Raw genomic sequence first — 23655 nt, forward strand, 5'->3', positions numbered from 1 at the left:
CTCCCGCGCCCAGCCACTGCATCAGAGATGCAGCGTCAATGGACTTGGGCCGGGCAGCCCTCTGACGCGGGCTGAAGTCAGGGCGAGGCTACGCAGTTAAGCGCAGAGGTCATTGCTTTCGGGCTAAAGGGGGCGACCAGATGCTGCACCCAGCCATTGTCAAAGCGGATGCTGACAATTTCGCGCCAGTCCGCAGACGCGACAACCAGTTCCGGGCCATTGCCACAGTCGCGCAGACCCCCTGTGATGAAATCTTCGCCGATCCGATGATTTGTCAGCCTTGGTAGAGCGGCAATCTGGATTAATTCGCCGTCGACAAAGCGCCAAATGCGCAATGTCTTGGCTAGATGAGGGCGGTCGATATAGGCGATCTCGATATTGCCATCCCCATCCAGATCCGCCGCCCCGACCGGAGCAAGCCATCGAAAGCGGGTACCGATATGCGGAGTTGCGGCGATTTTGTCCCCTCTGGCATCATAGATGGCCAACTGGGCGCCCGCTTGATCCTGAGATTCAACGACAATGGCCTCGGGGGTCCCGTCCTGATCCACGTCCACAAGCCGTGGAGCGAGATCTTCAAATACGCGATCAGATGGAAGACGGATGGTCACGTTTCCGCTTTGGGTAGTCAGCTCCAACGCGCCATATTCGATGTTATCACCCAGAACTCCGTGGGCGTAACGTGTTGTCGGCTCGGTGAAACGAGCGGCTGAGACGGTCTCTGCCAGTGCCAACGGGGCATGGCCCGTCAGCCAGAAGCACAACGTCAGCGCTGCGCCGCGGGCCTGACCCTGCCAAGTTCGGTAGGGTAGGCGCGGCGCTTTGCAGGGCATCAGATCTGTTTTTCCGGCATCTGAACGATCAGGCCATCCATCTCGTCTGTGACTTTGATCTGGCAGGTCAGGCGCGAACGGGCAGGGTCGGGCTCATAGGCAAAGTCCAACATGTCTTCTTCCATGTCATCCTTGCCGGGAATTTTCTCAACCCAGTCGGGGTGGATATAGACATGGCAGGTCGAACAGGCACAGGCGCCGCCGCAATCCGCTTCGATGCCGGGAATGTTGTTGTCACGGGCTCCTTCCATGACGGTTAGTCCGTTGGCGACCTCGACAGTGTGCTCGGTACCGCCATGCTCGACATAAGTGATCTTTGCCATTGCGTGCGTCTTCCTCTTGCGATGTTAGATCCTTCCTTAGTCAAGGCATTTAGGTGTTTCCAGCCTCATTTGCGACTCGATGTGCCGCGTCTGGGAATTCTTGGCCTTTGTTCCCCTCCCGTTCTTCTGCTCGCTGTATTTTTACCCGCAGCTACTGACTGGAATTGGCGTAGCCTGTCAGCGGCTGCCCGCTGTGAGGTCGAGGGTCAATAATACGCCGATTGCCGAGGTCATGAGGTTTTGCTGGAAAGCGAATTGAACGCCAAGGGTTCTGCCCATGCAAATAGCCGAGACCATCGGCGCTGGGGTAAGGGTGGGATGCCACTGCGCAGGACGGCCAGTCTCAGGGCGTTTGGGCTACGTAACAATGCCTGATAAACTTGCAACGCACCGGGGCGTGTGTAGCTGGACCAATGGCTGAACCTGCGTCTGGAGGCATGGATCGCAAAGGCGTGATGCTCCAGATGATTCAGCGTGTCCAGGCAATCCAGTTGCAGCGTGATAGCATTCGGGGCGGTCAAGCCGCTGCCTATGCTGCGATCGCCTTGTTCAGGCGGAGGGATCAGGCATTCGTAAAGAAAATCAAACAGATCATTTTCGCGGCTCGTAATATTAATGAATTCCGCCCGTCTACCCGCCGGAGTGGCCAGCGCTCTTAACGCGCGACTCTGATAGGCGGCTCCGGTCAACGAGATGATGCGGCTCAGGGATCCGGGTCGGATGTGATGCAGGGCTTCAAGCGCCAATTCGGTCCCCATCGAGTGGCCAATAAAGTGGATCGGACGTCGCGGGTTCAGATGGTGCAGTTCCCGGATCAATTCGGCCAGAACACGTCCGGCCTCGTGCGCCCGGCGGAGGGCACCCCAAAACGATCCCCGTGCATTCCAGCCAAAGGCAATGCCCAGCCCTTCGGTTTGCAAACCAGTGCCAAAACCAAGTTGCCGCGGCCAGCTGCAGAAAGATGTTGGCGAGGATGTCCGGGGCAGGGACAAGAAATGTTGGTGCGGGCAGGCCTTGGCCCGGCCTGGCCGGAACCTGTACCCATGTGACATGAGGATGACCGGGCCTTGGATGTGCCGGGTCTGACATAGCAGGCTGAAGGGGGACTGTGGGCTGTTGTGCAGCGTAAGCGTGTCGCCGGTCGCGTTGATCCGGATTATTGGCATTCTCACAGCCTCATACAAGATGTTGTGGCGGCAATATCCCAACAGCCTATGCCCCCTAGGTGAAGGGATTGTTACAGCTGCGCGACGTTGCGGGGGGCGGGGTTGACGATACTGCAGCCGCGGCGTAATTCAGCATCACCACGTGGCGATTTGTTACCGGATTGCGGGCCACGCTAAACAACACCGCTAAAAGGTCAGGATGAAAGACCCCTTTCGCTTGGCCGCGTCTGGGGTTTTTTGTTTACGTCCCTCAAGGGGCTGAAAGGAATGACATGAGCGAGAGCTGGAACAAGCGCACACAAGCCGTCCATGGCGGCACCCGCCGCAGCCAATACAACGAAGTGAGCGAGGCGATTTTTCTGACCCAGGGATTTGTCTATGATACGGCCGAGCAGGCCGAGGCGCGGTTCATCGAAACCGGCCCTGATGAGTTCATTTACGCTCGTTATGGCAACCCGACAGTTTCGATGTTTGAACAGCGTATCGCGGCTCTGGAAGGGGGCGAAGACGCTTTTGCCACCGCCTCTGGAATGGCTGCGGTGAATGCGGCACTGACTTCGATGTTGCAAGCCGGTGACCACGTTGTTTCTGCCAAGGCTCTGTTCGGGTCGTGCCTGTATATTCTGGAAAACGTGCTGACCCGGTTCGGGGTTGAAGTGACCTTTGTGGACGGTACCGATCTTGACGCATGGGAGGCTGCGATCCGCCCGGACACCAAAGCGGTTTTCTTCGAATCCATGTCCAACCCGACGCTTGAGGTCATCGACATCTCAGCCGTTTCCCTTCTGGCCCATGCGGTTGGTGCAACGGTCATCGTGGACAATGTGTTTTCGACCCCAGTTTTCTCGCGCGCGATCGCTCAGGGGGCTGACGTGGTTGTCTACTCGGCAACCAAGCATATTGACGGGCAGGGCCGCGCCCTGGGTGGTGTCATCATCGGCACCAAAGAGTTCATCCGTGGTACGGTCGAGCCCTATATGAAACACACCGGAGGCGCGCTTAGCCCCTTCAACGCGTGGATCATGCTGAAAGGGCTTGAGACCATGGCCTTGCGGGTCAACGCACAGGCCGAAACCGCCCAGAGGATTGCCGAGGCGCTAGAGGGCCATCCGGCGTTGGAGCGGACGCTTTACCCCGGTCTGAAGTCTCATGCGCAGAATGATCTGATACAAACGCAGCTTGGCGGCAAAGGCGGGACAGTGCTGTCGTTGGATATCAAGGGCGGAAAAGAGGCGGCATTTTTCTTCCTTAACGCCCTGACGATTCCGGTGATTTCGAACAATCTGGGCGATGCCAAGTCGATTGCGACCCACCCGGCAACCACCACACATCAAAGATTGAGTGACGACCAAAAAGTTGAGCTGGGCATTGCTCCGGGCCTCATCCGGTTCTCGGTAGGTTTGGAAGACGCCGATGATCTTCTTGCCGATATCAAGCGCGCATTGGACGTTTCTCAGCAATAGGGGTGTCTGCTGGACTGTTAGGCATAGTTCGAAAACGGTTTGTGACTTGTGCGCATGATGCGCCCATCACGAAGTTTCGATCCGGGCTGTGTTTCGGCGCGTATACCATTAGACTGGAAATCGCGTCGAACATATATATAGTCCGGCGACCAACCCGAGGAGCCCTGATCGATGAACGTGTATCCCCGTGACATTGATGACGCCCCCAACAATGATGAGGCCGCGGCAGCGTTGAAAACCCTGCGGAAATGGGCCGAGAACGCGACCGAGGCAGATATCGGTCAGCTTGATCCTGCTGTCGCGCGGCTTGTGCCGGGGCTCCTGCCGGTCAACTACCCATCCCTGTCGCGGCATTACCCCGAGGGGTTTGCTGTGGATGAGGCCTACCGCGCCTCGTTGCCTGACCTTCAGAATGGACCTTCCAGCCTGATCCGTGGGGCAAAGCAACAGATTCAACATGTTGGCATATCGAATTTCCGCCTGCCGATCCGGTTTCACCGCAAGCAGGGCGACGACCTGACGCTGGAGACCTCAGTGACTGGCACTGTCAGCCTTGATGCGGAAAAGAAGGGCATCAACATGTCCCGTATCATGCGTTCGTTCTACAAACATGCTGAGCGCACGTTCAGCTTTGAGGTGATCGAGGCTGCGCTGAACGACTATATGACCGATCTGGACAGCTTTGACGCACGTATCCAGATGCGGTTCTCTTACCCGGACAGGACTCAAAGCCTGCGTTCGGGTCTGGAAGGCTATCAATATTACGATATCGCGCTGGAACTGGTTGAACAGAATGGCGTGCGCCAAAAGATCATGCATCTGGATTATGTGTATTCCTCGACGTGCCCATGTTCTCTGGAGCTCAGCGAGCATGCGCGGTCTACACGAGGGCAACTGGCGACGCCGCATTCGCAGCGCTCGGTTGCGCGGATATCGGTTGCGGTCGATTGCGATGCCGATTGCCTCTGGTTCGAAGATCTGATTGCGCTGTGTCGCAGGGCGGTGCCGACCGAGACGCAGGTCATGGTCAAACGTGAAGATGAGCAGGCATTTGCCGAGCTGAACGCCGCAAACCCGATTTTTGTCGAAGACGCGGCACGCCTGTTTTGTGCCGAACTTTTGGCCGACCATCATATCGGCGATTTCCGCGTGATCGCCAGCCATCAAGAAAGCCTGCACAGCCATGATGCCGTTTCTGTTCTGACTGAGGGCCCGACCTTTGTGTCCTCTAGCCTGGATCCGAGACTGTTTACGACATTGTTTCACGTCGGATAGGCGCTAAACTTTTGTAAAACCTTGATTAAGTGTCGATGCGGTGAAATTTCGCCGCATTGCAGCGATAAATGCTGCAAGCGCGAAGTTCTTGCTGTAAACTATCCTTGAATGCAGCCATCTCGTGGTCACTGTTCTGGTGATCATTTCACTCAATCAGGAAGCCGGCACGTGCGACGCCAAGGACTGCAAGGCAACGTAATCCGCCCGTTTAGTCAGGGCGGGCAGGGTTCTTTACTCATTCGCGGGTTGCATCACTTTCACAGGAGAACAACCTCATGAACCCGTTTACCCAGCCATTTGAATTTCAGGCAGCAGCAATTCGATTTGCCGGTGAGGCAATGACCAACCATTTGAAAATCATGCAAATTCTGACCAACTCTGCGATTGAACTGCCCTTCGCCCAGGTTCAGGCCCTGCGTGTCGCCTCCGAAAAGACTGTTGCTGACGTGAAGGCACCTGAGTTCAAATCTCAGGCGATGCCTGTGGTCAATGCTGATCCGCAACCTGCGGCAAAGGTCAAAGTGGCCGTCCAGAAGAAGGCAGAAGTCAAGGCAAAGGCCGAATCGCCCAAGCCCGCCCTGGCGAAACCTGTGACAAAAGCCAGAGCGTCGGGGGGTGCGAAAAAGGCACAGACCAAATCCGCGGCAAAACCTGCAGTGGCAAAAGCCGCAGCCCCAAAAGTCGCAGCTAGGCCCGCTGCCCCCAAAGCCGCTACGGCAAAGCCTGCTGTTACCAAAACCGTAACTGCCAAATCTGAAACGCCCAAAGTAGAAGCCGCTAAACCTGCTGCAGTTAGGCCTGCAGTGGTAAAATCTGCTGCTCCCGCCGCTGCGATCGACGCTGCTGTTGCAAAAACCGCAGCCGTTAAACCCGTAGCGTCCAAGGTGAAGGCAGATCGGGTCGCAACAGCCAAACCTGCACCCGCAAATCCGGCCGCGTCGAAGACTCAGGCGGGACAGGCGGCAGCTGCACGCCGGTCACGCGCGCCTTCGAAACCGCCCGTGATGCCCGTCTCGAGCGGCAAAACCGAAAAGTAATCGGGACATCCGCTTGACACAGTCGTGCAGGCGCGCCAACGCTGCGCCTCATGACGGACATGCGCCCGGTAGGATATGTGATTGGCCTGTTGGTCGCCATTCTTGGGGCGACCATGATGTTGCCCATGCTTGCGGACCTTATCGAGGGCCGCGGCGAATGGCATGTTTTCCTTGAAAGCAGCGTTATCACCATTCTGACCGGCGCTGTCCTTTCTATGAGCTGCTCAAATGGCGTTGGCGAAGGGTTGACGATCCGTCAGACCTTTCTGCTCACGACCGGCGTTTGGGTGGCATTGCCTTTATTTGGGGCAATTCCTTTCCTGTTTGGGGAAACCGAGTTGCGCTTTGTAGATGCCTATTTCGAGGCCATGTCTGGCCTTACGACCACGGGCTCGACCGTGATTTCGGGGCTCGACGGGCTGCCGCAGGGGTTGCTTTTGTGGCGCGGTGTGCTGCAGTGGCTGGGCGGTATCGGGATCATCGTTGTTGCAATGGTTTTTCTGCCCGAGCTTCGGGTCGGAGGAATGCAGATCTTCCGTTCGGAAGGTTTCGAAACCATGGGTAAGATCCTGCCGCGGGCGCAAGAAATCGCAGGCCAGATTTCCCTGATCTACGTGTTCCTGACCGTGGTCTGCGCGCTTGTTTACACCGGTCTTGGCATGAGCTTTTTTGACGCCGTGGTTCATTCTATGACCACAATCTCGACCGGTGGGTTTTCAAACTATGATGCATCGTTCGGTACCTTCTCGGGTCCGGCGGAATATGCGGCGTCGATTTTCATGATCCTCGCTGCCCTGCCATTTGTGCGTTATGTTCAGTTTGCCAATGGCAGCACCGGCTCCCTGTTCCGCGACAGTCAGATTCGGGCGTTTTTGGCCACGATCCTGATTCTTGTAGCCGTCATGGCGGTGTTTTTGACCTCTGTCTTTCCGCATCACTGGGAACAGGCGGTGCGGGAATCGCTGTTCAACATCACGTCGATCATTTCAGGTACCGGCTATGCCAGCGTCGATTACATGGGTTGGGGCAGTTTTCCGATCATGTTGTTCTTCCTGATTGGCCTGATAGGAGGGTGTGCGGGATCAACTGCCTGTTCGATCAAGATTTTCCGCTATCAACTGCTGTTTGCATCCATCAAAACTCAAATCCGGCGTATCCGTTCACCGCATGGGGTGTTCATGCCTCTCTATGACGGGCGTCCCATCGGAACGGATGTCCTGACTTCGGTCATGAGCTTTTTCATGTTCTTCGTATTGTCTTTGGGTTTTCTGGCATGGGCGCTGGCGCTGACCGGGCTGGATTTCATTACCTCTGTCTCGGGTGCAGCAACAGCGTTGGCCAATGTTGGTCCGGGCCTTGGGGATCAGATCGGACCAGCGGGTAATTTCAGCGGGCTCAGCGATACAGCCAAATGGTTACTATCTGCGGGGATGCTGGTCGGTCGGCTTGAACTGCTCGCGGTCTATGCGCTGTTCACAGTCCATTTCTGGAGAAGTTGATGAAAAGACCACTTGGCGCTCAAATCTCGCACATGCTCCGGGATCGGGGAGTTGATGTGATTTTTGGTATCCCCGGCGTCCATAATCAGGAGATGTATCGCGGGATCGAAGAAGCCGGCATCACCCATGTTCTTGCGCGGCACGAGCAGGGGGCCGGTTTCATGGCGGACGGATATGCGCGTGCAAGCGGCAATCCTGGCGTGGCCTATGTGATCACTGGGCCTGGGCTGTGCAACATCATGACACCCATGGGGCAGGGGTATTCGGATTCGGTGCCAATGCTGGTGCTGTCCTCCTGCCTTGATGATGATCAGGCGCTGCAGGGGCAGCTTCATCAGATGAAGGATCAACGTGCCGCCGGAGAAACGGTCGCGGATTGGTCGTTGCAGGCTAATACAGCTTCGGCCGCCTATGGCCTGGTTGAACGTGCTTTCGAAGAGTTCGCGCTGAGCCGCCCCAGACCCAAGCACATACAGGTGCCGATTTCGCAGCTTAAGGCACAGGCTGACCCGGCCCCATTCCCGAACCAGCCGGGTTTGCGGACAAAGGCTCTGCCGCCGGACGTCGCGCCGGTCTTGTCGATGCTGAACATTGCGCGCAGGCCGCTGTTCATTCTAGGAGGCGGTGCAAGATCAAACCTGTGGCGGCAGATTCTGACACAGATCGGAGCGGCCTGTTTCACCACCTATGCGGGGCGTGGAATGGTGGGGTTGGATTATGCGTTGGATTTTGGCGCTGCCTTGTCTCGTCCCGAAAGCGCCCAGATCATCGCCTCCGCCGATCTTGTGGTGGTCGTCGGAGCCGAGCTGGGTGAGGTCGATCTGTGGCGCGATGCGCTGGGGCATACGGCCAATATGATCCGCATTGATCTGGACCCTCAGGTCCTGTCAGACCATCATCGGGCCTCGGTCAAGTTGCAGGCGGATGGCGAAAGCTTTGCCCACGCGATGTGGGCGTCTATTGACCATGTCAAACCGGCAAATGGCTGGTCTTCGGATGAGGTTTCCGAAGCCCGCAGTAAATGGCGCGCCGAGATTGACGCAGAACGACCCGGAATTGTCCCGGTGTTGGATGCCTTGCGTAAGGCAATGCCAGCGGATGTGATGGTGTATTCGGACATGACCCAGTTCGCCTATGTTGCCAAGGGGGTGTGGGAAATGCCCTTCCCCTATCATTGGCACCACCCGAACGGCTTTGGCACGCTGGGCTATGCGTTGCCTGCTGGAATAGGTGGCGCTATCGCGCGGCCGGGCAGGCCGACTGCTGTGATAGCTGGGGATTTTGGCTTTCACTACACGATGATGGAATTGGGCGTGGCGGTAGGGCTGGGTTTGCCCCTGCCGATCATTCTTTGGGACAATGGCAAGCTGAAAGAGATCGAAGACAGCATGGTGGGCAGTCAGATCGCGCCGAATGCTGTCGTTGCGCGTAACCCTGACTTTTGCAAACTGGCCGAGGCATTCGGCGCCTTGTCTGCTGCGCCCTCAACACTGGAAGACATGCAGTCTGCGGTGCGAAAAGCGTTTTCCGCTAAGGGGCCGACATTGATCCGGATCACTCCGGACATATGGCGCGCAGAATAAAAAACGCCGCCCGGATGGGCGGCGTTAATGCGCGATTTTACGAACTCAATCCCAGCATTGTACCAGAACAGTCATCCCATTTGCCCGGCGGCTAAGCTCATTGGGTGAGACCTGCGTGGCGGCGGTGGCGCTGGATTGACCTGCCAGCCCAGCCTTGCTCAGCGCCTTGTTCAGGCTCTCTGTATTGGCAGACAGGCTGACCGAGGCGGGCAGGGTCCGCCCATTCGTCGGGGTCGGCAAAAGCATCCCGACCACCTGACCGTTGCCGTCAAACACGGGGCCTCCTGCATCGCCGGGTTGGGTGGCCAGCGCCAGACGCTTCACGCCATCCTCACCGTTCAGGCCGCGCAGGTCGGCGATCTGCCCATATGACAGCGTCGGACCGCCCAAAACGCCCTGATACGAGAATCCGGAGACCGCAACCTCGGACTGAATCCGCGGCTTGGTGCTGCTGAACTCGGCCACGCTGATCGGGGAAAGGTCGCGGCTTGGCCGCAGAACGGCGATGCCGATATTGGGATCGGTCGAGGCGACCTCAAGCTCGTGCGCGCCGTCCAGCGTGATCCGCGAGCAGCTATCTGCCGCCTCGGTCACGGTGAGGACGGTGCCTTTGGCATCCGCAAAGAACCCCGAGCGTGACAGGCGCGGTTTGCGAACCTGCAGGCCGGATACAAGATCAATGCTTTGCGCAGCGTCCGATCCGGCGGCGGCGTCAAGAACCGCATCAGTGGTGCTAAAGCCCGCTTTCATGGCGGCAAGAACGCGGGTACGGCGCGCCTCGTCCCCTTCGGGCCAGACCAGGGTAAAACCTTTGATCTGACCATCTTTCAGCTTGGCCTCGGTATAGGACACAATGTCATTGCCGCGACCTTCCAGCGTAAAGCTGTCACCGCGCAGCTGGCGAGGGCCTTCAAGCGGAACGATTTCCAGCGACTGCATGACTTCAAAAAGGGCCCGCAGGGTTGCTTTGGTGCCATCCTGACTGATCAGCAGGGCCTGAGCATTCAGGTCGGTCGAGCCGTTGAAATGCACGAAGGGGGCCTCGTAACGGTCGAATGCAACAACACCCAGCGGCATGGCCATCTCGATACCTGCCTGTGGGTCTGTGTAGAGCTGCATTCCCGCGCTGATTAATGGCGCGTTATAGTCATCCATCAAGGCCTTGCGCTGTGCCGTGGTCAAAACCCCGGTCGCCTCGTATCCGTTGAAACTTTGCCAGTCGCCCATCGAGCGGCGTGTCCCCTGACCAAAGGCACCGTCAATCGTCGAATTGTAGAAACCGGCTGCCTGAAGTGCGGTTTGAAGGCCCATACGCTCCTGCGCGCTCAGCAATCGTTCGCTTTGCAGCGCCTGTGATCTGGTTTCATCGGCAATTTGCGGGGTTGCCTCGGCCACTGGTTGTTCCGGTTCAGATGCGACCGGCGCTGTCACAGCGGCCTGGTCCTGAGTATTCGCACTGACCGGCCAGAACTGCTGCCCCAGTGTGTTCGAGAAGGCGATAAAGCTGTCGGCTGGAATTTGCCCCTCTGCGCGGTACACCCGCAGAACTTGCTCGGCATCGCCGCGCAGATACGGGCCGATCACAATGGCATACCAGCCCGAATTCAGGCGAAATCCATTTACGTCTGGCAACGCGCCAGAATAGGTTTGTGCGCGTTCCTGGGCTTCACGCAGCGAAGGCTGCGCCTCGACCTGGACCCAAACACCTCCGTCTTGCTGCGCAAATGATGCTCGCACGCCGAAAAGGAAAAGAACTGAAATTACCGTTAATATGCGTCTCATTGTGTGCCTGTGTCCGCGGTGTTTTTCTGCGATGAAGAGTACGCGATATGCGGGTTGAAACACCATGCCTGGAATACGGGGAATTTCCAGTTTGGCCGCTCAGTGGCTTCCCGGGCACACTGTCCCGTTGACGCCCCTTGGCCCCTTGCATAGGAAGGGCAAAACCCACCGGAACAGGGCGCAATGGCGTCCAAAGGGAATGTGATGACCGTTAAGTCCAACGCACCTCGCTCTTTTCAGGAGATCATCCTGCGCCTTCAGACCTATTGGGCGTCAAAAGGCTGCGCCATTCTGCAGCCCTATGACATGGAGGTCGGGGCAGGGACATTCCATCCAGCGACTACTTTGCGCGCTTTGGGGTCCAAGTCCTGGGCCGCAGCTTATGTGCAACCCTCGCGCCGCCCAACAGATGGGCGTTATGGCGAGAACCCCAATCGCTTGCAGCACTATTACCAGTATCAGGTGTTGATCAAGCCTAGCCCGCCGGACCTGCAGGCGTTGTATCTGGGCAGCCTTGAGGCAATCGGCATCGACATGGACCTGCATGACATCCGGTTTGTCGAGGATGACTGGGAAAGCCCAACCCTGGGCGCCTGGGGCTTGGGCTGGGAGGTCTGGTGCGACGGCATGGAAGTCAGCCAGTTCACCTATTTCCAACAGGTCGGAGGCCATGACTGCGCGCCGGTTTCAGGTGAATTGACCTATGGGTTGGAGCGGCTGGCGATGTATGTGCTGGGTGTTGATCACGTGATGGACATGCCCTTCAACGATCCGCAGTCACCCAGCCCGCTGACCTATGGTGACATATTCAAACAGACCGAAGAAGAATATGCCCGCTGGAACTTTGACGTGGCCAACACCGAAGTCCTACTGCGCCATTTCGAAGAGGCCGAGTCCGAATGTGCCACCATTCTGGCGCAGGATCATGACGATCCCAAGACCGGCAAGCGTATCGTAATGGCGCACCCGGCCTATGATCAGTGCATCAAGGCATCACATATCTTTAACCTGTTGGATGCGCGTGGCGTGATCTCGGTGACGGAACGGCAGGCCTATATTGGGCGCGTGCGGACCTTGGCAAAGCAATGCGCCGACGCCTTCGTTCAGACCGATGCCGCCGGGTACGAGGTCTGATGCGGCAGTTACGCCAAACCGGGAAGCAGAACTTTAAGTCCGTCCGCGATCATGCTGATTGCGATGGCAGACAGGATCATACCCATAAAGCGGCTCATGATCACCCGAGCGTTGTCCGAAAGCCGCTTGGACAGCGCCGCGGCGTTCCAGAATGTGACGAACAGCAAAAACAGCACTGCCAGAAAAACGCCCGCATAGAGTATGACGTCCATAGGTTTGGACATTTGATGTGCATAGAGGATCAACGTTGTGATTGTGCCAGGCCCAACGAGGATGGGAAAGGCCAACGGATAAAAGGCGACGGTGTCGGGCTCGGGATAAGATTTCTTTTCGCCTTCGGTTCCGTGATGCGCCGTGCTCTCGGTGCCGCTCAGCATGTTCAGGCCGATCATCAGGACAACAAGACCGCCCGCAACGCGCAGATCATTGACGCTGATGCCGAACAGTCCCAATGTCTTGCTGCCAATGGCTGCAAAAGCACCGCCCAGGATCAGACAGTAGGTGACGGTTTTCACCGCAACCTTGCGTTGATCGGCGGGGGTCAGACCATCAGTCACGCTCAGAAAAACGGGCAAGTTGGTGATCGGGTTCATGATCGCAAAAAGCGCGCCGAAAAAACCTGCGGCGAGAGTCGTGTCCATTTTCATTACCCTAATGTCAGCCTGTATCAGGTTGGAAACTGGCCCATTTTCGACCTCAATGAAAGAGGCCACGTGAATAGGATGCTCGAACGATGACCGGAAAACTACTTGCTATTCTCCTTCTTGGGTCGGCTGTTCTGGCTGGTGGGGCCATGTACTATCTGCAAGTTTACGGCTTTTATTATGAAGTGGTCTCAAAGCCGGGACAGGATGTCCGTTTGCTAGCAATCGGCGCAGATGAGCCCGAGACCATCGCCTATACGGACTTTCAGGCGATTGATGCGGACAGCTCTCCGATTCGATACCGCGCCTGCTTTGAAACTGACCTGACGCCAGCAGATCTGGCTGGTTATCAGACCGCCAATGACCCCGAACCGTTGACGGCGCCCGGATGGTTTGAGTGCTACGATGCCATCGAGATTGCCAACGCGTTGCAGACCGGTCAGGCGCAGGCCTTTATCGGGGCTAAGAATATACACTTTGGCGTGGACCGGATCGTCGCTGTAACCCAGGATGGAAAAGGCTATGTTTGGCACGCGCTGAACAACTGCGGGGAAAAGGCCTATGACGGCACGGTCGTCGGAGAGGAATGCCCGCAGCAACTGGAAACGGGGCAATGACTTATCTCATCCCGGATATGATCGCCGCCACGTTGGGGCTAGCTGTCTATCTTTTGGGGGCGGAGTTGAACACGCAGGTGAAACTGCTTCAGCGCTTCAACATACCCGAACCGGTCAGCGGCGGGTTGGTCGCAGCGCTGGTGATGTTGGGATTGTACATGGCCACAGGCATCTCATTCGATTTTGAGATGGCCACGCGGGACTATATGCTGGTGCTGTTTTTTGCGGCAATCGGCCTGAATGCCCGGTTCCTGGATCTGCTTACCGGCGGCAAACCTCTGTTCTTGCTGTTGGTTCTGACACTGATCACCATCATCATGCAAAACGGCATTGGTGCGGTCGGGGCGGTTGCATTTGGTTTTCCTGCCCAATCCGGAGTGTTATTCGGATCAGCTGCACTGATCGGCGGGCATGGAACCGCCATCGCATGGGCGCCGGACGTTGGTGCCGTAACTGGGTTGGAAGGCGCGACCGAGTTGGGGGTCGCAGTGGCGACATTGGGCCTGGTGTTGGCCGCGGTAGTTGGTGGTCCTGTGGCCAAGTATCTTGTCGAACGCTATACTCTGACCCCCGACCGCCCCAACGAAGAACTGACAGTTGGTGTCGCAACCGAAGAACAGCGTTATCCTGATATTACGCCGCTTGGTCTGATGCGGGTCATGCTGTACCTCCATCTTGCCATTATCATTGGCTATGGCGTGAATGTCCTGATCGCAGAGGCCGGCCTGAAACTTCCCCTGTTTGTACCTTGTCTGATCATTGCCATTTTGATCGGCAACCTGCGCAGCTGGTTGCGGCCAAATGCAGTTCCCGTCAGCCGCACATCCGCGCTTGGGCTGGTTTCAGAGCTTGCGTTGGGTACCTTTCTGGCCATGTCGCTGATGAGCCTGCAGTTGTGGACGATTGCGGAACTTGGTGTGACCATTTTGGTCGTACTGGCGGCACAAACCGCCTTTACGGTAATCTTCGTTATCTACGTGTTGTTTCCGGTGATGGGGTCAGGATATCGCGCTGCAGTTCTGGCCGCCGGGTTCGGTGGGTTTGCGCTGGGCGCAACTCCGACCGCCATTGCCAATATGACCGCAGTAACCAAGCGATATGGCCCTTCACCTATTGCCTTTATCGTACTGCCCCTTGTATCCGCCTTTTTTGTGGATATCGCTAATGCCATCGTCATCCAGACGATCGTCAATTTCTAAGGACCGACTATGCCCGACCTGCTGATCGAACTGTTTTCCGAGGAAATCCCTGCACGCATGCAAACCCGTGCCGGTGAAGACCTGAAAAAGCGGATCACCGATGGTCTGGTCGAGGCCGGTCTGACCTATGCCGGGGCCGCCTCACTGACCACGCCCCGTCGTCTGACGTTGGCGGTCGAAGGCTTGCTGGCCGAAAGCCCGTCCATCCGCGAAGAACGTAAGGGTCCGAAAGTGGGCGCGCCGGATCAGGCCATCGAAGGCTTCCTGCGCGGCGCCGGTGTAACCCGTGACCAGTTGGAAGAGCGCGAAACGCCCAAAGGCGCGGTGTATTTCGCGATGATCGAAAAGCCCGGGCGACCGGCGGCTGATATTGTGGCCGAAGTGCTTGAGGCGACCATCCGTAACTTCCCCTGGCCCAAGTCGATGCGCTGGGGCAGTGGCCCGATGCGCTGGGTACGTCCGCTGCATTCGATCCTGTGCCTCCTCAGCGATGAGGCAGGCGCGCAGGTCGTGCCGCTTGAGGTCGAAGGGATCACATCCGGCGATACGACCGAGGGTCATCGTTTCATGGCCCCAAACCGGTTTTCTGTTTCTTCCTTCGAGGATTACGCCGCCAAGCTGAAACGCGCGTTCGTGGTGCTGTCGCCCCAGGAACGCGCTGAGCATATCTGGAACGACGCCCAGAACATGGCCTTTGCGGCAGGCTTGGAGTTGGTCGACGATAAGGGCCTGCTGGCCGAGGTTGCGGGGCTGGTCGAATGGCCCGTTGTGCTGATGGGGCAGATTGACGAGGAGTTCCTCGAACTGCCGCCCGAGGTGTTGCAGACCTCGATGAAAGAGCATCAAAAGTTCTTTTCCGTGAAGAACCCCAAAACGGGCCGGATTGAACGCTTTATCACCGTCGCCAACCGCGAAACCGCCGACAATGGCGCGACCATTCTGGCGGGCAACCAAAAGGTGCTGTCGGCGCGTCTGGCGGATGCCAAGTTCTTTTGGGAGAACGACCTGCGCATCGCCAAATCGGACATCGCCCAATGGACCCGCGCGTTGGAGAATGTGACCTTCCACAACAAGCTGGGCACGCAGGCCGAACGGATCGATCGCATCGCCGCGCTGGCGCGCGAGTTGGCACCGATTGTTGGAGCGGACGCAGATCAGGCCGAGAAAGCCGCGCGTCTGGCCAAGGCCGATCTGAGCTCGGAAATGGTCTATGAATTCCCCGAACTTCAGGGGCTTATGGGGCGGTACTACATCGAGGCCGCAGGTCAAGATGCTGCCGTAGCCGCCGTGGCGCAAGAGCATTATTCACCGCTGGGCCCGTCGGATGACGTACCAACCGCGCCGCTTTCCGTGACCGTGGCGCTGGCCGATAAGCTGGACACGCTGACCGGGTTCTGGGCGATTGATGAAAAGCCGACCGGATCGAAAGATCCGTTTGCCCTGCGCCGCGCGGCGTTGGGTTTTGTTCGGTTGGCGTTAGAGAATGACTTGCACCTTAATGACACACCGAGTTTTCGGGAATTTCTTGCGATGGGCTACAATGGTCATGTCTACCCGAACCATTGGCGCAGCGCTGGCAAACCAATGGGTGAATGGACTGAGCAGGATCACAAAGACAAAGAGGCGGCACTTGCACTGTACGATCCGAAAAAAACGCTCAGCGTCGTAGAGGACTTACTCTCCTTCTTCCACGACCGCCTCAAAGTCCTCCTTCGAGATGAGGGCATACGTCACGACATCATCGACGCCTGTATCGCGATGGACGGGAATTACGACCTCAACCTGCTGGTCAAGCGCGCCCGCGCGCTGAACGCGGTGATTGCGACCGAGGATGGCGAAAACCTCGTGCAGGGGTTCAAGCGGGCCAACAACATCCTGACCCAGGCCGAGGAAAAGGATGGGGTCGAGTACTCCTATGGCGCGGATGTGAAATTCGCCGAAACAGAAAGCGAGAAAGCACTGTTTGCAGCATTGGATCAGGCTAAGGCACAGATCGACACAGCGCTGGCGTCCGAAGATTTCCCGGCCGCGATGACGGCTATGTCCGCGCTGCGCGGGCCGGTGGATGCGTTCTTTGAGGATGTGCAGGTCAATACCGACAATGACATCCTGCGCCGCAACCGTCTGAACCTGCTAAGCCAGATCCGCAAGGTCTGTTCCAGCGTCGCCGATCTGACCCGGATCGAAGGATAACGCCCTTGCGCCAAGGGCGCAGGGGCTTATGCTGCGGTGAAATCAAAAGGTGCCGCAGTGCAGAATAACCCGCATACCACTCTGATCACAGCCGAAGCGCCCGTAGCGGCGAATACTCATGGCGGGCGCGCGAAATGCCTGCAGCGCCTGGTTCGGCTGGATTTTCCCGTACCACGAACGGTTGCATTGTCCTTTGACGCAGTGCAGCGGATCGCCGGCGGGCAGGTGCCCGACATTGCGGCCATTCTCGAACAGTTCGACGAGGCGGCGCTGCTATGTGTTCGTCCAAGTTCCGAGGACCCCGATTGGGGCGGGCCTGGGGCAATCCTCAACATCGGTATGAATGATGCGCGCTATGTGGATCTGTCAGACGAGATGGGGAACGAGGCCGCGGCTGCACTGTCGCTGCGCTTTGTTCAAAGCTATGCCATTCATGTGGCGCGTCTGGATGCGGATGTGTTTGACGACATCGAGGCCGATGGGCTGGAAGGTCTGCGCCAGTCGTTGCGGGCCTATGAGGATGAGACCGACGAGCCTTTCCCACAGGATCGTGGTGAGCAGCTGGTTGCGGTTCTGCGTTCGATGGCGCGGGCATGGGATGGAACCTCAGCCCGGCTGTTACGCCAGGCAAAAGGTGCGCCAGCGGATGCAGGTCTGGGCCTGGTCATTCAGGAGATGGTCCCGGGTGTGGGGCAGGGCGAGTGCGGGTCCGGCGTTCTGCAACTGATTGATCCGACAACAGGGCTGCAGCAGATAACCGGTCGTTACCTCAGCCAAAGCCAGGGTCGCGATGCGTTGGGCGAGGGGGTCGCTGCGCTGTATCTGGAAAAGGATCCGCGTGGTAAGTCGCTTGAGGAAGTTGCGCCCAAGGCATTCGCGGAACTCAAGGCACATGCTGCAATCATGCGCGAAAAGCTGCGTGAGGAAATGCAGGTCGAATTCGTCATTGAAAATGGGCACGTTCACATTCTGGACGGTGTGCGCGTGCAGCGCAGTGCCCGTGCCGCCATGCGGATTGCCGTTCGGTTGGCCGAGGATGGCATCATTCCTCAGCAAGAGGCGGTGATGCGGGTCGATCCGCATTCTCTGAACGAGTTGCTGCACCGGCAGGTTCACCCCGACGCGCGCCGCGATGTGCTGACCACAGGCATTGCAGCCAGTCCAGGGGCGGCAACCGGAAAGCTTGTGTTTACTGCGGCCGAGGCGCAGGCGAGTGCCGCGCGGGGCGAGCCCTGTATTCTGGTGCGCCGAGAGACGTCCCCGGAAGATGTCCGGGGAATGCACGCCGCAGTGGCTGTTCTGACCGAAAAGGGTGGGATGACCAGCCATGCGGCCGTGATCGGTCGCGGCTTGGGCCTGCCTTGCATCGTTGGCGCCTCTGAAATGCGGTTTCAGACCAAAGAAAAGATGTTGACAGCTCAGGATGGCCGCGTTTTCAAAACGGGCGACAAGCTGACGATAGACGGAACTTCGGGGCAGGTTCTGGCGGGGCAGCCCGCGATGCTTGAGGCGGCGCTAGACGATTGTTTTCAGACGCTTATGAGCTGGGCAGACGCCGAACGTGATATTGAGATCCGCGCCAATGCCGATACGCCTGCGGATGCGCAGACCGCTCGGAACTTTTCGGCACAAGGGATCGGCCTGTGCCGGACGGAACATATGTTCTTTGATCCCGGCCGCCTGATCGTGATGCGCGAAATGATCTTTGCCCAAACCTCTTCCGGTCGTGCGGCGGTTCTGGAACGTCTGCTTCCGATGCAACGCGCAGATTTCGTGCAACTTTTTCGAATTATGGAAGGTCAACCGGTCTGTATCCGCCTGTTCGATCCGCCGTTGCATGAGTTCCTGCCCACGACTCGCAGTGGCCAGCGTGAATTAGCAGAGGCACTTGATCTGCCGGTTTCGGATGTGGAACGCCGTGTCGCCGAGATGACCGAATATAATCCGATGTTGGGATTGCGCGGCGTCAGGCTGGGCATCACGGTGCCGGAAATCTATGATATGCAGGCCCGGGCAATCTTTGAGGCGACGCTTGAGGCCAGCAAAGAGGGCGCTCTGGTGGTCCCCGAGGTGATGATACCGCTGGTTTCGGCCAAGCGCGAGGTTGAGCTTGTCAAATCTCGGATAGACACGGTTGCGGCATCGGTAGCCGCTGAACGAGGGCAAGAGTTCGAATATCGGCTGGGGGTCATGGTGGAAACGCCGCGTGCCTGCCTGCGGGCGGACGAAATCGCTCCACAAACTGCGTTCCTTAGCTTCGGCACCAATGATTTGACCCAAATGACCTACGGATTGTCTCGTGATGACGCTGGTCGTTTCATGTCTGCTTATGTGCGTCAGGGTGTTTTTGCCGAGGACCCGTTCCACGTGCTAGATCCCGATGGTGTAGGGGAATTGCTGAAGCTGGGGTCTGAACGCGGACGCCGGGTTCAGCCGGACGTGACCCTGTCGGTCTGTGGCGAACATGGCGGAAACCCCGAATCAATCGCAATTTGTCGGGATTTGGGGTTCGACTATGTGTCATGTTCACCCTTCCGGGTACCTGTCGCTCGGCTGGCTGCCGCTCAACTGGCGATTTCGTCCAGACTTGGGGGTTGACAGTAACTGCCGACCCAAGGATTAGTGGGAAAAGAAGGTAGCCGTCGTCAACTTATTTTGACGTTACGGCGATTTTCCACTTGCATCTTCTTCTGATCTGGACGTTTCCGATTCAATTCGGTATGAGCCTCATCGCGCCCGCCGGGGGAGGGTATGGCGCAGAATGTGCCTGTGCGAGGTTATCTGATGCTAAGATATATTCTGGCTGTTGCCGTTATGGCGACAACCATGCTGCCTAGTGTGTCCTTCGCTGAGAGGGAAGCAACCGATACTGCGAAACGTGAGCTGGTCGCCCGTAGCGAACTGCCCGGTCAGAATTTTCGCGATTATCTGAATTTGTTCAAGCCCCGACAGGAGCCTGAGCCGAAAGAAGTGTCCTACTCCAAGAGCTGGTTGGACGAGCAACCCACCGCCACCGGAGGCGAACAGTTCAAGTGCCTGGCCGAGGCGTTGTACTTTGAAGCGCGCGGCGAAGGCGTGCGCGGTCAGTTTGCTGTGGCGGAGGTAATCCTCAACCGTGTTGCCAGCAGCCGCTTTCCCGACACGCTGTGTGGTGTGATCAATCAGGGCACAGGTAAGAAATACCAGTGCCAGTTCACCTATACCTGTGACGGTCAAGAGGAAGTGATCCGTGAAAAGAAGGCCTATGAGCGTGTAGCGAAAGTCGCGCGTACAGCCATCGACGGGGCTGCCAAAAAGCTCACCGAAGGGGCTACGCATTATCACACGACCGCAGTGCGCCCGTCTTGGGCCAAGGTCTACAAGGAAACCGCGCGTATCGGTGTCCATATTTTCTACCGTCACAACTATCAGACGGCGAGTAACTGATTGACGCACCCGCGCTGGAACCCTACTGGCGCGGGACGAAAATCGGTTTAGATTGCGGGTCCAGGAGGCCCGTATTGGTGTTATCACGCAGACAGATTTTGCAATCCGGTACAGCAATGTTGCTGTTGCCCAAGGCAGTGCATGCCGCAATAGATGATTTGGTTGCCCAGATCGTCTCCCGACAGCTGGCCCCTGACGGGTACCCCGAGACCTCGGTTTGGTCCTTTGGTGGAAATGTGCCCGGTTCGGAAATTCGCCTGCGCAAAGGGCAAAGCGTCCGGCGCAGATTGGTAAACGATTTACCCCAACCCGCTACGATCCACTGGCATGGCATTCGGATTGTCAATGCAATGGACGGAGTCCCGGGTCTGACGCAGGACGCTGTTCAGCCTGGCCACAGTTTTACCTATGACTTTGTGGTCCCGGATGCGGGAACATATTGGTATCATGCCCATAACCGATCCATGGAGCAGGTTGCGCGTGGCCTCTACGGCCCATTGATTGTCGAAGAAGATAATCTGCCTGATGTGGATCAGGATTTGACCCTTGTCCTGGACGACTGGAGGTTGGCCCCGGAAACCGGGCAGATCGTAGAAGATTTTGATAACCAGCACGACCTCAGCCACGCCGGGCGTTTGGGCAATCTCGTCACAGTTAATGGCCAGTTTGATCCAGAATATGCAGTGGCGCGCGGCGCGCGCCTGAGGCTGCGGCTGATCAATGCGGCAAATGCCAGGATATTCGATCTGGGGCTGGATGGTCTGACAGGTTGGATCGTCGCTTTGGATGGAATGCCTCTGGTTGACCCTTTGCCGTTTTCCGGGAACGTCCCGCTTGCACCTGCTCAGCGGATGGATCTGATCGTGGATGTGCAAAGTGATGAGGGTCAGATTGCCGGGCTTGTAAGTCAAGAACGCGGTGACAGCTTCGGTCTGGTTCGGCTTGCGGTGGCCGGTCAGGAGGCGGCAAACAGGACTGGAATCCGCCCTTTGCCAGCAAATGAGATACCTAAGGTTCGGCTGGACGACGCACCGATCCATCGCATGACGCTGCAAGGCGGGGCCATGCGCTGGCTGGATTCCGCCAATATGGGCGAGACCGAGCTATCAGGCCGTGAATTGGCCCAACTCGGGAGGTTTTGGGCATTGAATGGCTATTCTGATCGACCGGATGAGCCGTTTCTGGATGCGCGATTGGGAAGTGCTCATCAGATTGAGTTTGTCAATGAAACGGTATTTTCCCATGCTATGCACCTGCATGGGCACCATTTCCGCATCATCCTGGATGACGGCACGCTGGGCCCCTGGCGCGACACAATACTGATAGGGCGGGGTCAGACCCGTAAAATCGCGCTGATTGCTGACAATCCAGGCGACTGGTTGTTGCACTGTCATATGCTGGGTCATTCAGCATCGGGAATGATGAGCTGGTTTCGCGTCAGCTGACGCCGCATTCGAAGACTGGAATGGCGCTTGTTGCAGTGTTATAGGGCCTGCAATGTGTAAATAGGTCCGAAAAATCCACCAAGCCCAAAGGGTCAACCGCATGAGTTCTGAAATCCGTCTTGCCTTTGCGCACCCCTCCGAGCGGTCCGAAGCGACAGCCACGCGGGGACCTCTGGATCGCATTTCTCTGCGGGACCATATTGTCGAGGTCGAAATTGGCGCTTTTCAGGCAGAGCGCGGAACGACGCAACGCATTTGCTTTAATATCGTTGTCGAAGTGCGCCCTTTGACCGATCCGATTGACGATGATGTTGATCGCATTTTGTCATATGATCGTGTGACCGAGGCTATCGCCTTTGAACTGTCAGCCGAGCGGTTGAACCTGCTGGAAACTCTGGCAGATCGGATTGCGGAAAGAATTTTGCTTGAGCCTCAAGCCGTAAGAGCTTTTGTCAGAATAGAAAAACTGGATCGAGGACCCGGCGCTTTGGGCGTCGAGATCGTGCGCGGTAAAGATGCAACTCACCACGATCTGGTCGAGGAAGAGCGTCCGCACCCGCGTTTGGCCTTCCTGTCAAACGAAGCAATCGCTTCGGACAATCTGACCGGTTGGATCGACCAGTTGGAGAACCGGAAACGTCCCTTGATCCTATGCGTTGGGGCGGCGGATATGGCCGTTTCACAAACGGGGCACGCCATGACACAACGCCGGATCGACCTTTTGGCCATCGAGCAAAACGCCTGGGTATTGGCCGCGCGTGACCTGCGCTGTGTCGTCGTATCCACGCGGACTGAATTGGATTGGGCCATGAAGAACGGACAGATTTGCGTTTGGGCCCCGTCCAAGATCGTTCTTGATGCGGTGGATGGGCCATCTGCCGCACCCTCTGACGCGGTCGCTTTGGCGGCATGGTTTGCCGCGACTTTCGAAGCAAGTGAGCTGTTGGTTTTCGGAGGCGCCCTGCCGGACTCGCCGCAGATTCCGCTGCGCGCTGTGCCGGTGGATCAGGCGAATCTGTGACTGCTTACTACCGACCCCTGGTTCAGCATGGTGAGGCGCGCCCTGAAGGGGCGGTGACCTTAGCCGGTCAGAAGCTGTGGTTTACCCATGTCGAACGTCTGAGCCGGACTGAAGCCGCGTGCATCATCCCGGCTGCGCAGGTTCCGGGGGATGTGCTGGATCGACTGACACGTCCACGGGCAGCTGTTTCTGGAGTTGCGATGGATTGCCCTCAGATCATGGGGATCCTCAACGCCACGCCGGACAGTTTCTCGGATGGCGGGGTGCATAACTCGGTCGAGGCGGCACAGGCTGCGGCTCGGGACATGGTATCGCGGGACGCCAGCATTCTCGATATCGGAGGCGAGTCGACACGCCCGGGTGCAACCTTTGTCCCTGAAGATGAGGAAATCGCCCGGACCGAACCGCTGATCAGGGCGATCAGGTCGGCCACCGATGCGTTGATTTCCATAGATACCCGCAAAGCCGCCGTTGCCAAAGCCGCTTGGAAAGCCGGGGCAGGGCTGATCAACGACGTCTCGGGCTTTACCTTCGATCCGGACCTTGCGCCGTTCTGTGCCCAGGTCGGAGCCTCTGTCTGCGTGATGCACATGCAGGGCGATCCCGGTTCGATGCAGGATGACCCGACTTACGACAATGTTTTGCTGGATGTTTATGACTTCCTACATGGGCAGGTTGGTTTTCTTGAAGACCTCGGCATGAGCCGGGACCAGATCGTTATCGACCCGGGCATAGGATTTGGCAAAACCGAAAAGCACAATCTTATCCTTCTGCAGAATCTCAGCCTGTTTCACGGTTTGGGGTGTCCGATCCTGCTGGGCGTGTCCCGAAAGGGGTTTATTGGTCAGATAGGCAAAGAACCGGGCAAAGATGCCCGTGCGCCGGGATCCATCGCCGTGGGGCTGGCCGGATTGGCACAGGGTGTGCAGATCCTTCGTGTTCATGACGTCGCTGAAACCGCTCAGGCCTTGCGTCTATGGGCCGCCGTCCGGTAATCCGGTCGCAACAAGCAAGA

At 57.6% G+C, this 23655-nt stretch carries 19 protein-coding genes and 1 riboswitch; of the genes, 14 read left to right on the forward strand and 5 right to left on the reverse strand.

Annotation, left to right across the window (positions count from 1 at the left end; all coding sequences use genetic code 11):
* Nucleotides 1-77: 77 nt before the first annotated feature.
* The 3 genes from AC2FH6_RS00375 to AC2FH6_RS00385 all read right to left on the reverse strand — a co-directional run bounded on the left by AC2FH6_RS00375 (nucleotide 78) and on the right by AC2FH6_RS00385 (nucleotide 2322).
* Complete coding sequence (locus AC2FH6_RS00375; RefSeq protein ID WP_496700691.1) at nucleotides 78-833, reverse strand: FG-GAP repeat domain-containing protein; 756 nt, start codon at nucleotides 831-833, stop codon at nucleotides 78-80.
* Entirely contained in the window at nucleotides 833-1156 is a 324-nt protein-coding gene (locus AC2FH6_RS00380; RefSeq protein WP_142634548.1) for a 2Fe-2S iron-sulfur cluster-binding protein, read from the reverse strand. The genes AC2FH6_RS00375 and AC2FH6_RS00380 overlap by 1 nt, the downstream gene beginning before the upstream one ends.
* Nucleotides 1157-1386: 230 nt before the next feature.
* A complete protein-coding gene (locus AC2FH6_RS00385; protein ID WP_496700693.1) occupies nucleotides 1387-2322 on the reverse strand; it encodes an alpha/beta hydrolase in 936 nt (311 codons plus the stop codon).
* Between the two features lie 132 nt (nucleotides 2323-2454).
* Nucleotides 2455-2532, forward strand: a riboswitch (SAM riboswitch).
* 62 nt (nucleotides 2533-2594) lie between these two features.
* Between AC2FH6_RS00385 and metZ the strand changes: the two genes are divergently transcribed.
* From metZ to AC2FH6_RS00410, 5 genes are all read left to right on the forward strand, one after another.
* Nucleotides 2595-3785 (forward strand): O-succinylhomoserine sulfhydrylase, encoded by a 1191-nt coding sequence (metZ, locus tag AC2FH6_RS00390; RefSeq protein WP_496678172.1) that lies wholly within the window; start codon nucleotides 2595-2597, stop codon nucleotides 3783-3785.
* A 171-nt stretch (nucleotides 3786-3956) separates the two neighbouring features.
* Nucleotides 3957-5060, forward strand: coding sequence for a GTP cyclohydrolase FolE2 (gene folE2, locus AC2FH6_RS00395; protein WP_496678170.1), 1104 nt, complete (start codon nucleotides 3957-3959; stop codon nucleotides 5058-5060).
* Nucleotides 5061-5335: 275 nt separating this feature from the next.
* Nucleotides 5336-6097, forward strand: coding sequence for a hypothetical protein (locus tag AC2FH6_RS00400; RefSeq protein WP_496700049.1), 762 nt, complete (start codon nucleotides 5336-5338; stop codon nucleotides 6095-6097).
* Nucleotides 6098-6147: 50 nt separating this feature from the next.
* Nucleotides 6148-7596: a TrkH family potassium uptake protein gene (locus AC2FH6_RS00405; protein ID WP_496700695.1), complete on the forward strand. Its 1449-nt coding sequence runs from the start codon at nucleotides 6148-6150 to the stop codon at nucleotides 7594-7596.
* A complete protein-coding gene (locus tag AC2FH6_RS00410) occupies nucleotides 7596-9179 on the forward strand; it encodes a thiamine pyrophosphate-binding protein (RefSeq protein WP_496700697.1) in 1584 nt (527 codons plus the stop codon). Before AC2FH6_RS00405 ends, AC2FH6_RS00410 begins: the two co-directional genes overlap by 1 nt.
* Nucleotides 9180-9224: 45 nt before the next feature.
* On the opposite strand, the gene AC2FH6_RS00415 is transcribed toward AC2FH6_RS00410, so the two are convergent.
* Nucleotides 9225-10961 carry a serine protease gene (locus tag AC2FH6_RS00415; protein WP_496700699.1) on the reverse strand — a complete coding sequence of 579 codons (1737 nt, stop codon included), beginning with the start codon at nucleotides 10959-10961 and terminating at the stop codon, nucleotides 9225-9227.
* A 204-nt stretch (nucleotides 10962-11165) separates the two neighbouring features.
* Between AC2FH6_RS00415 and AC2FH6_RS00420 the strand changes: the two genes are divergently transcribed.
* Nucleotides 11166-12095 (forward strand): glycine--tRNA ligase subunit alpha, encoded by a 930-nt coding sequence (locus AC2FH6_RS00420; protein WP_496700700.1) that lies wholly within the window; start codon nucleotides 11166-11168, stop codon nucleotides 12093-12095.
* An 8-nt stretch (nucleotides 12096-12103) separates the two neighbouring features.
* Here the strand turns inward: AC2FH6_RS00420 and AC2FH6_RS00425 are convergent, their stop codons facing one another.
* Nucleotides 12104-12736, reverse strand: coding sequence for a MarC family protein (locus tag AC2FH6_RS00425; protein ID WP_496690758.1), 633 nt, complete (start codon nucleotides 12734-12736; stop codon nucleotides 12104-12106).
* 92 nt (nucleotides 12737-12828) lie between these two features.
* Here AC2FH6_RS00425 and AC2FH6_RS00430 point away from each other — a divergent pair, with 92 nt between their 5' ends.
* The 8 genes from AC2FH6_RS00430 to folP all read left to right on the forward strand — a co-directional run bounded on the left by AC2FH6_RS00430 (nucleotide 12829) and on the right by folP (nucleotide 23635).
* Complete coding sequence (locus AC2FH6_RS00430) at nucleotides 12829-13356, forward strand: DUF6446 family protein (protein WP_496700702.1); 528 nt, start codon at nucleotides 12829-12831, stop codon at nucleotides 13354-13356.
* Nucleotides 13353-14555, forward strand: coding sequence for a sodium/glutamate symporter (gene gltS / locus AC2FH6_RS00435; protein ID WP_496700704.1), 1203 nt, complete (start codon nucleotides 13353-13355; stop codon nucleotides 14553-14555). The genes AC2FH6_RS00430 and gltS overlap by 4 nt, the downstream gene beginning before the upstream one ends.
* A 57-nt stretch (nucleotides 14556-14612) precedes the next feature.
* A complete protein-coding gene (gene glyS / locus AC2FH6_RS00440; RefSeq protein ID WP_496701500.1) occupies nucleotides 14613-16748 on the forward strand; it encodes a glycine--tRNA ligase subunit beta in 2136 nt (711 codons plus the stop codon).
* A 36-nt stretch (nucleotides 16749-16784) separates the two neighbouring features.
* Entirely contained in the window at nucleotides 16785-19346 is a 2562-nt protein-coding gene (locus AC2FH6_RS00445; RefSeq protein WP_496700706.1) for a putative PEP-binding protein, read from the forward strand.
* A gap of 153 nt (nucleotides 19347-19499) precedes the next feature.
* Nucleotides 19500-20174 (forward strand): cell wall hydrolase, encoded by a 675-nt coding sequence (locus AC2FH6_RS00450; protein WP_271946407.1) that lies wholly within the window; start codon nucleotides 19500-19502, stop codon nucleotides 20172-20174.
* 77 nt (nucleotides 20175-20251) lie between these two features.
* Entirely contained in the window at nucleotides 20252-21619 is a 1368-nt protein-coding gene (locus AC2FH6_RS00455; protein WP_496700708.1) for a multicopper oxidase family protein, read from the forward strand.
* A gap of 100 nt (nucleotides 21620-21719) precedes the next feature.
* Nucleotides 21720-22640 carry a dihydroneopterin aldolase gene (locus AC2FH6_RS00460; RefSeq protein ID WP_496700710.1) on the forward strand — a complete coding sequence of 307 codons (921 nt, stop codon included), beginning with the start codon at nucleotides 21720-21722 and terminating at the stop codon, nucleotides 22638-22640.
* Nucleotides 22637-23635: a dihydropteroate synthase gene (gene folP, locus AC2FH6_RS00465; RefSeq protein WP_496700712.1), complete on the forward strand. Its 999-nt coding sequence runs from the start codon at nucleotides 22637-22639 to the stop codon at nucleotides 23633-23635. The genes AC2FH6_RS00460 and folP overlap by 4 nt, the downstream gene beginning before the upstream one ends.
* The last annotated feature ends 20 nt before the right edge of the window (nucleotides 23636-23655 follow it).

Source organism: Ruegeria sp. CDSC045, from assembly GCF_059610725.1.